The following is a 14,151-nucleotide window of genomic DNA, read 5'->3' as shown; positions in this document are numbered from 1 at the left end:
CCTTTTACCTTTTACCTTTTTGCTTTTACCTTCCACCTTTCACCTTTCTCCTCCTTACCCTTTCTTCCCAAACTTTTCTTCCATCATTTTCTCCAACGCAAACATTTCATCACGCAGTTTGGCAGCCATCAAAAAGTCCATTCCTTTTGCTGCGGCAAGCATTTCTTTCTTGGTTTTATCAATAGCTTTTTGGAGCTCGGGTTTGGTCATGTACTGTACAATCGGATCTGCGGCAATGCTATCGGCTCCTTCATGACCCACATACACTTTCTGAACTCCGCCTTTAAAGTCGACTACTGACGTTTGTTCAATAATAGCTTCACGCGATTTTCCAATGGTTTTTGGCGTTATTCCGTGTTCTTCGTTGTACTTTATTTGTTTTTCCCGGCGACGGTTGGTTTCCTGTATAGTTATTCGCATGCTTTCAGTAATGGTATCAGCATACATAATTACACGTCCGCGGTCATTACGTGCTGCACGCCCTATCGTTTGAATTAATGAACGTTCAGAACGCAGGAAGCCCTCTTTATCTGCATCCAGAATCGCTACCAGGGATACTTCAGGTAGGTCGAGCCCTTCCCGTAAAAGGTTTATACCGATCAGCACATCGAACTCGCCGAGGCGTAGTCCCCGCAATATTTCTACCCGCTCTAGTGTTTTTACTTCTGAGTGAATGTAGCGTACTTTTATATTGAGTCGATCCATGTATTTGGCAAGTTCTTCGGCCATCCTTTTTGTCAGGGTGGTTACCAGGATCCGGTCGCCTAATTTAATGGTCTTATCTACTTCGTCCAGCAAATCATCTACCTGGTTAATTACGGGTCGGATTTCGATAACAGGGTCCAGCAATCCGGTTGGCCTGATAACCTGTTCCACCACTACGCCGCCTGTTTGTTCCAGCTCATAATCGCCCGGAGTGGCGCTTACATAAATGGTTTGAGGAGCAAGCCTTTCGAATTCTTCAAAATTAAGCGGGCGGTTATCGAGGGCAGCAGGCAATCGAAAACCATAATCAACCAGCGACAACTTTCTTGAGCGGTCGCCGCCATACATGGCACGAACCTGGGGGACGGTAACATGGCTCTCGTCAATCACCATCAAATAATCTTCAGGGAAATAATCAAGCAGGCAGAATGGCCGCATTCCGGGGGTTCTGCCGTCAAAGAAACGAGAATAGTTCTCTATCCCGCTGCAATATCCCAGTTCACGAATCATTTCCAGATCGTAGTTAACCCGCTCTTCCAGCCTTTTGGCTTCGAGATAACGCTGGTCGTCTACAAACTGCTTTTTTCGTGTTTCGAGCTCTTCCTGGATAGCCCAGACCGATTCGTTAAAACGTTCGCGAGGCGTAACAAACAGGTTTGCGGGATAAACAACCATGTGGGTCATCTTTTCCAGCGTTTTACCCGTAGCCGGATCAATCGCTGTTAACTCTTCAATATCATCGCCAAAAAATGAAACACGGTAGGCATGGTCAAGATAAGCAGGATAAATATCTACCGTATCACCTTTGACCCTAAAGGTTCCTCTTCTGAAATCGGCAGTTGTTCTGGAGTAGAGAATTTCAACTAAACGGTGCAAAAAGGCGTTTCTGGTAATCCGGGTTCCCACCGCAAATTTAAAAACCGAGTTATAAAAATCTTCCGGGTTCCCCATACCATAAATACAGGATATGGATGATACCACGATCACATCGCGGCGGCCAGACATTAATGATGAAGTGGTTCGCAGCCTCAGTTTCTCAATCTCTTCATTTATCTGCAGATCTTTTTCGATGTACGTATTTGAGCTCGCTATATATGCCTCAGGCTGATAATAATCGTAATAGGATACAAAATAGTTCACAGCATTCTCCGGAAAGAACTGCTTGAATTCGCCGTAAAGCTGCGCCGCTAATGTTTTATTATGGCTCAGTATCAGGGTAGGTTTCTGTGTCTGTTCGATCACATTCGCAATCGTATAGGTCTTGCCCGATCCCGTAACACCGAGTAAAGTCTGGTAATGTTCGCCGCCTCTTACGCCCTCGACTAATTGCCTGATGGCTTCGGGCTGATCGCCGGCAGGCTGATATTCTGATAATATTTTAAAATCCATGCGAAACCAAATTTACAAATTGAACGCTTATGATGTGTGTTGGGCAGATAAAAAAGGGGAACCACCTGGTGGATCCCCGTACAAACCTTATCTAACAAAAGCAACATGTTAGATAAAGTCAAACTTAAGAAGAACTATTTTGGTTTTAATGAAACCAATGCTAATCTTATTTTTAAAAACGCTAATTTTATAAGGATGTTTCTACTCAGCAATACACCATCCATTGGCAATAATTTTTTAGCAGAGTTACGCGATGCGCAGATTCAGCAGGACAGTATGCGCTTTCGCAGAAACTTTGAACGCTTAGGAGAGATCTTTGCCTATGAAATAAGTAAAAAGCTCGAGTACATCGAAACAGAGTTTGAAACGCCTTTAGGCACTGCCACAGTATCTATCCTTAAAGAACAACCTGTTTTAGCAACAATTTTAAGAGCGGGTTTACCTCTGCATCAGGGACTGCTTAATTTTTTCGATAAGGCTGATTCTGCTTTTTTAGCTGCCTACCGAAAGCCGACAAAAGGCGGAGATTTTATCATTCAACAGGAGTATGTTGCCACGCCCGATCTAAACAATAAAATTGTTATCCTTTCCGACCCGATGCTGGCCACCGGACTAAGTATGGTTGCCTGCTGTAAAGAACTTCTTAGCCAGTATAGCATTCAGCAGTTGCACATTGTTGCGATTATAGCCAGTGCCGAGGGGATAGCTCATGTGAAAGCAAATTTACCCAAAGCGAAACTGTGGCTGGGTGCGATAGATGAAGAAATGACCACCAAAGCGTATATCGTTCCAGGGCTGGGTGATGCGGGAGATTTGGCGTTCGGGGTGAGGGAATAGAATAGATGTGCAAATGAAGGTAATGTGCAGATATGCAGATGAATGCGTGGTGCATAAAGATTTGCACAGCTAACATCGTTCGCATATCCAAAATGCGCCCATCTAAAATTTTTGCCCATTTGACAATCCACTTAATTTCGTTTGCCGGGAAATCTGCACATTTGCACATTCTCTCATTTGCACATCCTTCTCATGCTCCGTCATATATTCTTTGATTTAGACCATACCATCTGGGATTTCGACAAAAATGCGGAAGAGACTCTTCATGAGCTCTATCATCAGTATTCCTTAGAGAGCTTAGGTCTTTCCTGCCCCGTTACTTTTATCGAAACCTATACGCGCAATAATCATTTGCTTTGGGCCGATTATCATACCGGAAAGATCAGCAAGGAGCATCTTCGTACCACCCGTTTCAGTACCACATTTCTCGAGCTGGGTTTGGCAGCAGAAGACATTCCAAAGAAATTTGAAGAGGATTATGTCCGTATTTGTCCTACAAAGACCAATCTCTTTCCCCAAGCCCATGAAACGCTAAGCTACCTGCAAGAGAAATATACGCTTCATCTTATTTCTAACGGATTCAAAGAGTCGACGGAATTGAAGATACAGGTTACCGGCCTGGCTAAATATTTCGAAAATATCGTGATATCGGAAGTAGTTGGAATAAACAAACCCGATAAAGCCATCTTCGAATTCGCTCTTAATGCTGCAAAAGCACGTAAAGAAGAAAGTATTATGATAGGCGATAGTATTGAGGCCGATATCCGCGGAGCCATCGGTTTTGGAATGGAAGCGATCTATTTCAATCCCTTGCAAAAGGAGGTGCCTGCCGATGTAGCCAGGCAGATTAACAGTTTAAATGAGTTAATCGAAATTCTTTAAACAGCCCGGGCATTCCTTAATCAATTCTTAACTTTTTACTAATATCTGTGACGCATTTTAGTGCGAAACAAGAGTATGCCCAAACGCGACGTAGATGTGGTAGTTATTTCCGATGTTCATTTGGGTACCTACGGCTGCCATGCCAAAGAATTGCTTCGCTACCTGAAAAGCATAAAACCCAAAACCTTGATCCTTAACGGGGATATTATTGATATCTGGCAGTTCAGCAAGTCATACTGGCCCGAATCTCATATGAAGGTTGTCAGGCGTATCATGAAATTTATTTCAGAGGGCACACCTGTATACTACCTGACGGGTAATCATGATGAAATGCTTCGTAAGTTTGCCGAACTGGATATCGGAAGCTTCAAGCTCATAAACAAGCTGGTTCTCGAACTTGATGGTAAAAAAGCCTGGGTTTTTCATGGCGATGTGTTTGATATTACCATGCAGCATTCCAAATGGCTTGCAAAATTAGGTGCAATCGGATATGATTCCTTAATCTTGCTGAACAGTTTTGTTAACTGGTGCTTGTCGATTCTGGGAAAGGAAAAGCTCAGTTTTTCAAAAAAAATAAAGGCAAGATTTAAAGACGCCGTTAAGTTTATAAACGATTTTGAGCAAACCGCAGCAGATCTGGCGATCGATAAAGGGTACGATTTTGTTATTTGCGGGCATATTCACCAAACGGAAAAGCGGATCATTGAAAACGGTAAAGGCGGGGTGATGTATCTCAACTCCGGCGATTGGGTTGAAAATTTAACATCGCTGGAATATAATGATGGCGAATGGACAATTTTTAAATATATTCCGGCCAATTTCATCACCGACGAGATAGAAACAGACGCTTCGGACGAAGAGGATCTAAGCTCAAAACTGAGTATGAAAAATTTATTTGCACACTTTCTGGAAGAATCTGTTTAGTATTACAACATCATTATGCGAATACTATTTGCAATACAAGGGACAGGAAACGGCCATATCAGCAGGGCCAGAGAGATTGTGCCTTTGCTTAAGCAATACGGAGAGTTAGATTTATTAGTGAGCGGTACACAGGCCGATGTGTTGCTCAATTGCCCATTACGGTATCGTTTTCATGGGTTCAGCTATATTTTTGGAAAAAAGGGGAGCGTAAACCATTGGGAAACCTATAAAACCATGAACCTTCGAAGGTTGTGGCGCGATATCCGTTCGCTGCCTTTGAGCGAATATGATCTGATCATTAATGATTTTGAACCGGTTACTGCCTGGGCCTGTAAACTTCAGGGTCGTCCAAGCGTAGCGCTGAGCCATCAGGCTTCCTTCCTGTCAAAGAACACTCCGCGGCCGAAAGATACTTTTCACTGGCAGGAGTGGGTTTTCAAACACTATGCTCCCACCACGCATCAAATAGGATTCCATTTTGAAACATACGACAGTTTTATCAATACGCCGGTTATCCGCAGCGAGATCAGAAGCCTCGAAACAAACGATTTTGGGCATATTACCGTCTATTTACCGGCTTACCATGATAACCTCCTGGTAAATTTCCTGAAAAGAATTCCCGAAGTACGGTGGGAAGTGTTCTCAAAGCATTCTAAGCGAACGTATACCGATAAGAATGTTTTTGTGCAACCGATCAACAATCAGCAATACAATAAAAGTCTTGCCAATTCATCCGGACTGCTCACCGGAGGGGGATTTGAAGGGCCTGCTGAGGCTTTGTATCTCGGCAAAAAAGTGCTGGTGATGCCAATGAAATACCAATATGAGCAATTGTGCAATGCCGAAGCGATAAAGCAGATGGGTGTTCCGGTTATTTATAGCCTCGACGACGACTTTATCCCTAGAGTAAAATCCTGGCTGCACTGTCCCGATAAAGTTTCAGTTCATTTCCCCGATTCCACTTCAGACATCGTTGCCGATATGGTTGAAAAATACTCTGCCTGATTTTACTGAACAGATTGTTTTAATCCGCCGGCTTTTTATTTTAATATTGTCCTGCAAAGAAAAGCATGGTAGGGCATGATCAGTCTGTTCAGAACATTAAGTCTCGTTAATTTATTACTCCTTGGTATAATCGCAGTATTACTGCGACTGGGGATTTTTTTAGACCCACCGCAGCATCTTGATTTTTCTATATTCGAGTCGTATGCCTCTGTGTTATTCAATATCCCGACAGAAAATCTGTTCTCTGTAGAAACTAATCTTGTCCTGGCTTTGGTGCTTACGCTGATACAGGCGCTGATCTTCAATTCTATAGTGAACGAATATAATTTACTCGGCAAGCATTCCTTTCTCCCGGCCCTGATGTACGTTACCTGTTCAAGCCTTCTGGTGCATTTTCTGGTGTTAACACCCGCCCTGATTTGTAATTTCCTGATAATTTGGATGCTGGAGAAATTTTTGAGTATTCACCGGAAAGAATCAGCCTTATCCACTATGTTCGATCTGGGCATGATTGTGGCCATTGGCTCCCTTATTTATCTTCCTTTCGTAGCGATGATGCTGCTTTTGTGGATCTGTTTGATCATTTTCAGGCCTTTTAACTGGCGGGAGTGGATCGCCGGGATCATCGGCTTTGCCATGGTATATTTCTTTATCGCCGTAGCCTATTACTGGACCGGTTCGTTCGAGAGACTGGAGAAATTTGAAGTGCCTCTGGCTATTGGATTTAAGTTAGTTCATATTGATATTTATAATTATCTGGTGCTGATCCCGCTCGCCCTGATCCTCTTTTTATCTATCATATCTCTACAACAGAAGCTTTACAGGAGTTATGTGCATATCCGGAAAGCCTTTTTATTGCTTTTTTTCATCCTGATATTTTCTCTCTTATCCTTCTTTATTGCTTCCAAGTATCAGGTGTATCATTTTATGCTTGCAGTGCCGGCAACGGCGGTGTTTATGGGCTTCTATTTTATTTCGTCGAATAAAAGATGGTTTTACGAGAGTTTGTATTTGGTCCTCGTGGGATGTATTATGTTTTTTCAATTTTTTTAGGTTGATTGCTGATGCCTTAGAGAATTTTAATCATCTTTTATTGCATTGAAGATAACAAATTGCTAAGAGCCGGAAAAAAGGAGCGCGCAAAAACGTAATGTATTCTGTAGCCTGCCCGCCTAGTGCGCTTTCCACCCCTTCTTTTTTTAAGAGCCTGTCCCGGACACATTCGGGAAGGGGATCAAGAGGTGGTTCTGTGGTCCGGAAGTACACCCGCCGCCGAGCCGACTCGTTTACTAATCTCCTTCTTCTCTGTTTACATCATCTTAACCTTTTTTAACAAAATAAACCTCATTAGAACTTAAAAATTAAATAGTTTTGTATCATGAAGTTCGGAGTTGTAGTTCTCGTCTGGTCCAATTGCGATCAGGACAATACATGTGTATCAGAGAACATATCGATCCTTAAAACTGTTCACGCGTAATGACAAATCTGGTTATCGATATTGGTAACACTTTTTCAAAGCTGGCCATATTCAATAACCGGAAGCTGAGCAGCTTTTTACAGATTGATAACTTTAGTCCGCCATACCTGCGCAATTTTTTGGATGAGCAACCCGTCGACAATGCGGTAATTTCCAGCGTAAATGCCGAAGTTGAGGAGTTTGAAGCGCTTTTAAAGGAGCGGGTAAATTATCAGCGCTTCAGCGGATTAACGTCTACAAAAGTCATTAATCATTACAAAACACCCGAAACCCTCGGCCTCGACCGGTACGCAGCAGTGATAGGAGCCGAGGCGCTTTATCCAAACCAAAATTGTTTGGTAATTGACGCCGGATCGTGTATTACCTATGATTTTATAGATGCCGGCAAAAATTACCGGGGCGGGAGTATAAGTCCGGGTATTTCAATGCGCTTCAAAGCAATGAACAGGTTTACGGGGCGCCTGCCTTTGGTTGATCCCAATCCGGAAAGGCATCCTGAATATGGAGATGACACCCGTTCGGCCATATTAAGCGGAGTCCAGAAAGGGGTGATTTATGAGGCTCTGGGCTTTATTGACTCGTTTTCTAAAAAATGGAATGATATAAAAGTGTTACTCTGCGGAGGCGATGTTAATTTTTTTGATACCGAATTGAAAAGTAGCATCTTTGCCCACACTCTAAAAACCGAGCCGCATTTGGTACTTATTGGTTTGAATGAAGTTATACATTATAACAATGACTAGAATTTTAAAAAATATAATTGTCGCCATCTTTCTTCTGGGCGGATTGCAGGGTTTCTCTCAGAGCACCACCAGTTCTCCTTATTCGCAGTATGGGATTGGTAATTTAAATGGTTCTCAGCTGCCCCAAAATCGCTCGATGGGCGGAATATCTGCCGGTTTAAGAAAACCTTCCTTATACAATAATATAAACCTGGCCAACCCTGCGTCATATTCAGCTATAAGAATCACCACGTTTGATATCGGCGTATTTGGAAGTCAGACTAACCTCAGCAAAGGAGAGATCTCAGAAAAAACTTTCGATGCTTCGCTGAATCACCTGGTGTTTGGAATTCCGGTTACTAAAACCTCTGCTTTAAGTTTCGGCTTAGTGCCCTACAGCAGCAAAGGCTACAACTTCACCGATGATGGTTTTGTTAATGCTGAGCCGGTAAATTACGTTTACAGCGCAAATGGCGGCATTTCGAAAGCTTACCTGGGCTACGGTTTCAAGATAGGGAGCCGGCTGAGTGTTGGAGCGAATGCTTCCTTTCTGTTTGGTAAACTTACCGAAAGCAAAGCTGCTGAATATGAAGACGTGGCTTTCCTTAATTCGCGTACTCAGTCAAGTACTTCAATTTCGGGTCTGACCTTTGATTACGGTGTTCAGTACGAGGCGCCGGTAAACAGCAAGGTTTCGCTTATACTGGGATATTCCGGAAGTTCAAATTCAAAAGTCAGATCTAAGGCAGAGCTTCTTACCACCAGGTATTACAAAGATATCAACTCCGGAGTTGGCGGCGTTTCGGTGGATACTACCGAGTTTAAGCAAAACGATGTTACAAAGATCCAGCTGCCCATGATGCATACAATCGGATTTGCCTTCCAGCGTCCAAACAAATGGCTTATCGGAGCCGATGTGTCTTTAGGGCAGTGGAAAAACTATAGTGAAGGAGGGGTTAACGGCGGATTGCAGAACTCCACCGGAATTGCAATAGGTGGTCAGGTTACACCCGATATCAGCTCAGTAGGAAACTATTTTAATATTGTAGACTATCGCTTCGGTTTTAAATACGATAAAACTTATATCAATCTGCAGAATCAGGATATTAAGCAAATGGCTTTCACTTTTGGTCTCGGATTGCCTCTTCCGGCAAACCGTTCCACTTTCTATAAGATCAACTTCGGAACGGAATTGGGTCAGCGCGGTAGTTTGAAGAATAATCTGGTTCGCGAGCGTTATGTAAACCTCTTTCTAAGTTTTACCATGAACGACCAGTGGTTCCAGAAATACAAATTTGACTAAGGGTGTGCGCTCTTTTAAACGTTATACTGCTGCATTATGCCTTGTCGGATCGGCTTTGATCGTATCCTGCGAAAATGATCTGAAGGAAATTGAAAAGATCTCCTCCCGAACGCTTAATATTTCAGTCGATACCTCGAAAGGGGTAGAAATCATTATAAGCGATTCTGCGGTAGTAAAGGGTAAATTGATAACTCCCGTACTATTAAATCATAAAGCTGCTAATCCGTATCACGAAATGCCAAATGGCCTCACGGCTATTTTTTACGATGAAAATCAGAAGGAAAGCAGTCGTATAACAGCAGATCATGGTTACAGTCGCGAGAACGGCAAGCTGATAGAACTACGGAAAAATGTAGTAGTTACGACCCAGAAAGGCGATGTGTTGAAATCTGAGGAGCTTTTTTACGACGAAAAGAGGAAGGTGTTTTACTCCAACCAATTAGTAAATATTACAAAACCCGACGGCACCTCCATTAATGGTACTAGTTTCGAAAGCGATCAAAATTTCGACAACCCCATCGTTCAAAACGCCACAGGAACCCTTGCTACGGGGAATAAGCTAACACATTAATAATGAATTTTAAGGCCTGCTTTTATGTTATAATTTTTTTTAAAAAATTGTATCTTGCGCCCTCTTTTAAAACGAAAGAATACTAGAACATATGGGAATAATGGGTTTTTTGCGGAACCGTGCAGGAGTTATCCTGATAGCAGCAATCGGTTTTGCGCTTTTTGCATTTTTGTTAGGTGATGCAGTTCAAATGGGCGGTGGTTCTACATGGGGCGGCAATCCAAACGAGGTGGGTGAAGTAGCCGGTGAAGCTGTTACCTACGAGGAGTTTAAAGCTAAAGTTGATCAAAACGAAGCAAATTTCCGTCAGCAAATGGGTGGAGAGCTGAATCCTCAGATGAGCGCCTATGTAGTAGAAAATACCTGGAATCAAACTATATCTGAAATATTGGTCGACAAAGAAGTGGAGCGTTTAGGTTTGCAGGTAAGTAAAACCGAGCTGAACGACATGATCCACGGAAGTAATCCGCACGCGCAGGTGGTTCAGGCTTTCGCTGATCCTGCAACGGGACAAATCAACCGCAGCCAGATCGCCAGTTTCATGGATAATGTGAAAATGCAGGGACCTAATAGCGATATCGGTAAGCAGTGGGGCAATTTCTTAACTTCTATCCGTCGCGACAGGCTGTTTCAAAAATACAATAACCTTGTAAAAAACAGTGTGTATGTAACGTCCCTTGAAGCAAGAGAGGATTATTCACAGCGTAATAAAACAGCTAACTTCAGTTATGTGAATTTAGACTACGCTTCTATTCCCGATAATAAAGTAACTCTGACAGATGGTGACTACAGCGATTACTATAACGAAAATAAAAAGCGTTTTAGAAACCGTGAAGAAACCAGAGCATTTGATTATATCGTGTTTGATGCTAATCCTTCTAAAGCTGACTCGGCTGCGGTTCGTGCAGCAATCAACAAAATTGCAGCTGATTTAAGGACAACCACTAACGATTCTCTTTTTGTAGCTATAAACGCAGACACTAAAACACCTCTTACTTACGTGAAGAAAGGTCAGTTAGACCCGGCTTTAGATTCGGCGGTGTTTAACGCTGCCCCTGGTTCAATCGTAGGGCCGGTATTTACTGGCGGAGCATTCAAAGTTGCAAAAGTTTTAGACGCCAAGATCAGCCCCGATTCTGTAAAAGCAAGCCATATTTTATTAAATCCGGCTACCGAGGGCGGTTTAGATAAGGCAAGAGCCAAAGCCGATTCTATTCTGGCTTTGATCCGCAAAGGCACAAGCTTCGCAGAAATGGCCGCTAAATTCAGCATCGACCCTTCTAAGTCACAGGGTGGCGATTTAGGCACTTTCGGACGAGGAGCCATGGTTCCGGCATTCGAAGAGGCTGCCTTCAACGGTAAAACAGGAGACTTGAAAGTTGTGACAAGCCAGTTTGGAGTGCATATTGTCCGTATTGACAAACAGGTAGGCGCCTCTAAAGTAGTTAAGGCGGCGATCGTAGATAAGAACGTAAGAAGCAGCAGCGAGACACTTCAGCAAGCCTATCGCCAGGCCTCAGAATTCCTTGGCGCGGCTGACGATGCTAAGGATTTCGATAAAAAGGCTGCCGGAAGTAAACTTGCTGTTCAAAAAGCAGAAAATGTTTCGGCTTCACAGCCTTCTATCCAGGGACTCGAAAATCCACGTGAGTTAGTACGCTGGGCTTTTGAAGCTGAAGAAGGAGATGTAACGGATAAGGTTTACGAACTTGGTAACCAATATGTGGTGGCAAAAATGACAGACATTCGCGAGAAAGGCATTTTGCCGCTTGAGAAGGTGAAGAAAGATATTGAGCCGATGGTTCGCAACCGCGTGAAAGCAAAAATGCTTACCGAACAAATGGAGAAAGCACTTAACGGCTCGTCTTCTATCAGCCAGGTGGCTCAAAAACTTAAGAAGCCGGTACAGCCTGCACAGAACATTGTTTTTGCCAATCCGATCATACCGGGCGGCGGACAAGAGAATAAAGTTATAGGGACAGTATTTGGATCGCAGGTAAATAAGCTTTCAAAACCGATTGAGGGAGAGAGCGGTGTATATGTGGTACAAGTGAATGGCTTCTCCACTCCTGCACCTCTCACAAATACGTTTAAACAGAAAGAGCAGATCCTGCAATCAGTTTCTCAAAGAGCTCAAAGTCAGTTTTTTGAAATATTAAAAGATAAGGCCGAAATTAAAGATAACCGGTTGCGTTTCTTTTAACAGAAATTAGCTAAATTAAAACCGGAAGAAATAATCTTCCGGTTTTTTTGTTATATAACTGTAGGATGATCAAGGTTTCTTCGAAGCTTTATAAATTACTTTTCTTTTTTTAAAATGGATATACAGGAAAATATTGTTAACCGGGTTGCTCAGAGCGGCCTGATCAGTTTGGATCCTGCGGAGTTATACCCTGCAGGGGAAAGAGTAGTTTATGATATTAAAGACAATCTGTTCCATGGACTGATGTTAAGGGAAAAGGACTTCCGTGAGTTTGTAAAGCAGCATGACTGGTCGCAATACCAGGACAAACATGTAGCGATCACCTGTTCTTCCGACGCTATCGTGCCGACATGGGCTTATATGCTTTTAGCGAACAAGATGGCTCCATATGCCAGCACTGTAGTATTCGGTAACCTTGAAGCGCTTGAAACCGTACTATTCGACCGGGCGCTGGCTAAGCTGGATATTGAAAAGTATCGTGATGAACGGGTGGTGATAAAGGGCTGCGGAGATATCTATGTGCCGGTTTCTGCTTATGTTGAACTTACCGCAAAGCTTACTGCGGTGGCAAAAAGTATTATGTATGGCGAACCTTGTTCAACAGTTCCCATATATAAACGGAAGGATTGAGTGTATTTATGAGGAAAGCCTTTTTATTGATCATATTTTTCATCGCTGTAACACAGGGCAATGCGCAGACCTTAGAAAACCGGAAAGAGCCGGTTTTTAAAGTAGGTGAGGAACTCCGGTACCGTTTGCGTTATGGCATTGTTACCGCCGCCGAAGCCACTCTGCGAGTTCTCGCTTCCGACGCAAAGTTTGATAATAAATCTGCATATCATTTTGTGGCTCAGGGTAAAACCTCGGGCTCTTTCGACTTCTTTCATAAGGTCAGAAACCGCTATGATTCGTATGTGCATCAAACCGAGCTTACACCTTTTCTTTACACAGAGAATATAAAGGAAGGAAATTACAGGCGTAATGATAAAGCGAGGTTTTACCAGGATCAAAGAAAGGTAGTGTCTAACAAAGGAACATTTACCGGGAAAGACCAAACCTTCGATATCCTCTCTGCTTATTATTTCGCACGAAGCCTCGATCTCACAGGCGTTCGTCCGAATCAAACATTCAAAATGACATATTTCCTCGACGACGGACTGGCGGATCTGGAGATTACTTATATCGGTAAAGAGCGTATCAAAACCAGTATGGGATATTTCAATTGCCTGAAATTTAATCCTTCAATTCAGGCTGGGCGTGTCTTCAAGAAAGATAGCAAGCTGTATTTGTGGATCACAGATGACGGTAACCGAATCCCGGTTAAGGCCCAGGTAGAGATTTTAGTGGGAACGGTAACGATGGAGCTGACCGGTGCCAAAGGGTTGCGATATCCTTTAGGCGCATCAAAAAGTAAAAATGATTGAAGTATTAAACACGCTGGTTGATGAAGACCTGCTGACGGAGACCTTTGTCTGTAATCTTGATAAATGCAAAGGCGCCTGCTGTGTAGAGGGAGATGCCGGCGCACCATTAGCAAAGTCAGAGTTGTCGGTGCTCGAAGAAATATATCCTGTTGTAAAGCCATACCTTACTCAAAAAGGTATTGAAGCAATAGAAGAATACGGAACCTGGGTGAAAGATTCTGACGGCGATTATACCACACCCTGTGTAGACGGCAATAAAGAATGCGCTTACGTTACCTGGGAAAACGGTATCACCAAATGCGGAATTGAACAGGCTTATCTTGATGGCAAGATCAGCTGGAAAAAACCCGTCTCCTGTCATTTATATCCCATACGCACCACCGAATACCCTGAGTTTGATGTCCTTCATTATGATCGATGGCATATCTGCAGCTCGGCATGCTCTTTCGGTCGTGAACTGAAGGTACCCGTGTTCAGGTTTTTGAAGGAACCTCTCATCAGAAAGTACGGCGAAGAATGGTACAATGAGCTGGAAGAAGCGAATACGGCGTATAAGGCGGGGTGTAGTTTGTAATCATCGACGACTCGTTTAAACTTTCCAAAAGTTCGAAACTTTTGGAAAGGTGTAGCTACTCTATAACGTCTTAGTCATCGGATGACTTTGCCTGAATTTTGTGACTCGATAATGTGGTAAGTTATCCGACGACTA

The 14,151-nt window shown here is 43.1% G+C and carries 13 protein-coding genes; 12 read left to right on the top strand and 1 reads right to left on the bottom strand.

Going from position 1 to position 14,151, the window contains the following annotated elements:
• Positions 1 to 54 precede the first annotated feature (54 nt).
• Positions 55 to 2,094: an excinuclease ABC subunit UvrB gene (uvrB, locus tag J3P43_RS01980; protein ID WP_255898454.1), complete on the bottom strand. Its 2,040-nt coding sequence runs from the start codon at positions 2,092 to 2,094 to the stop codon at positions 55 to 57.
• A gap of 195 nt (positions 2,095 to 2,289) precedes the next feature.
• On the opposite strand from uvrB, the gene upp reads away from it, so the two are divergent.
• From upp to J3P43_RS01920, 12 genes are all read left to right on the top strand, one after another.
• A complete protein-coding gene (gene upp, locus J3P43_RS01975; protein WP_255900163.1) occupies positions 2,290 to 2,931 on the top strand; it encodes a uracil phosphoribosyltransferase in 642 nt (213 codons plus the stop codon).
• Positions 2,932 to 3,123: 192 nt separating this feature from the next.
• Positions 3,124 to 3,813 carry a YjjG family noncanonical pyrimidine nucleotidase gene (locus J3P43_RS01970; protein WP_255898452.1) on the top strand — a complete coding sequence of 230 codons (690 nt, stop codon included), beginning with the start codon at positions 3,124 to 3,126 and terminating at the stop codon, positions 3,811 to 3,813.
• Between the two features lie 75 nt (positions 3,814 to 3,888).
• Complete coding sequence (locus J3P43_RS01965) at positions 3,889 to 4,737, top strand: UDP-2,3-diacylglucosamine diphosphatase (RefSeq protein ID WP_255898450.1); 849 nt, start codon at positions 3,889 to 3,891, stop codon at positions 4,735 to 4,737.
• 15 nt (positions 4,738 to 4,752) lie between these two features.
• Positions 4,753 to 5,742 carry a glycosyltransferase family protein gene (locus tag J3P43_RS01960; RefSeq protein ID WP_255898448.1) on the top strand — a complete coding sequence of 330 codons (990 nt, stop codon included), beginning with the start codon at positions 4,753 to 4,755 and terminating at the stop codon, positions 5,740 to 5,742.
• Between the two features lie 75 nt (positions 5,743 to 5,817).
• Positions 5,818 to 6,795 carry a DUF6427 family protein gene (locus J3P43_RS01955; RefSeq protein ID WP_255898446.1) on the top strand — a complete coding sequence of 326 codons (978 nt, stop codon included), beginning with the start codon at positions 5,818 to 5,820 and terminating at the stop codon, positions 6,793 to 6,795.
• 423 nt (positions 6,796 to 7,218) lie between these two features.
• Positions 7,219 to 7,962, top strand: coding sequence for a type III pantothenate kinase (locus J3P43_RS01950; protein WP_255898443.1), 744 nt, complete (start codon positions 7,219 to 7,221; stop codon positions 7,960 to 7,962).
• Complete coding sequence (gene bamG / locus J3P43_RS01945) at positions 7,955 to 9,244, top strand: BamG family beta-barrel-assembly machinery protein (RefSeq protein WP_255898441.1); 1,290 nt, start codon at positions 7,955 to 7,957, stop codon at positions 9,242 to 9,244. The genes J3P43_RS01950 and bamG overlap by 8 nt, the downstream gene beginning before the upstream one ends.
• Positions 9,245 to 9,248: 4 nt before the next feature.
• Positions 9,249 to 9,815 carry an LPS export ABC transporter periplasmic protein LptC gene (gene lptC, locus J3P43_RS19630; RefSeq protein WP_255898439.1) on the top strand — a complete coding sequence of 189 codons (567 nt, stop codon included), beginning with the start codon at positions 9,249 to 9,251 and terminating at the stop codon, positions 9,813 to 9,815.
• Positions 9,816 to 9,906: 91 nt separating this feature from the next.
• Entirely contained in the window at positions 9,907 to 12,018 is a 2,112-nt protein-coding gene (locus J3P43_RS01935) for a peptidylprolyl isomerase (protein WP_255898437.1), read from the top strand.
• A 114-nt stretch (positions 12,019 to 12,132) separates the two neighbouring features.
• Entirely contained in the window at positions 12,133 to 12,648 is a 516-nt protein-coding gene (locus J3P43_RS01930; RefSeq protein ID WP_255898435.1) for a DUF2480 family protein, read from the top strand.
• An 8-nt stretch (positions 12,649 to 12,656) separates the two neighbouring features.
• Positions 12,657 to 13,442, top strand: coding sequence for a DUF3108 domain-containing protein (locus J3P43_RS01925; protein WP_255898433.1), 786 nt, complete (start codon positions 12,657 to 12,659; stop codon positions 13,440 to 13,442).
• A complete protein-coding gene (locus tag J3P43_RS01920; protein ID WP_255898431.1) occupies positions 13,435 to 14,016 on the top strand; it encodes a DUF3109 family protein in 582 nt (193 codons plus the stop codon). The genes J3P43_RS01925 and J3P43_RS01920 overlap by 8 nt, the downstream gene beginning before the upstream one ends.
• Positions 14,017 to 14,151 lie beyond the last annotated feature (135 nt).

Source organism: Paradesertivirga mongoliensis (assembly GCF_024436395.1).
GTDB lineage: Bacteria > Bacteroidota > Bacteroidia > Sphingobacteriales > Sphingobacteriaceae > Paradesertivirga > Paradesertivirga mongoliensis.
Note: the sequence above shows the minus strand (reverse complement) of the source record. Positions and strands in the feature narration are given on the sequence as shown.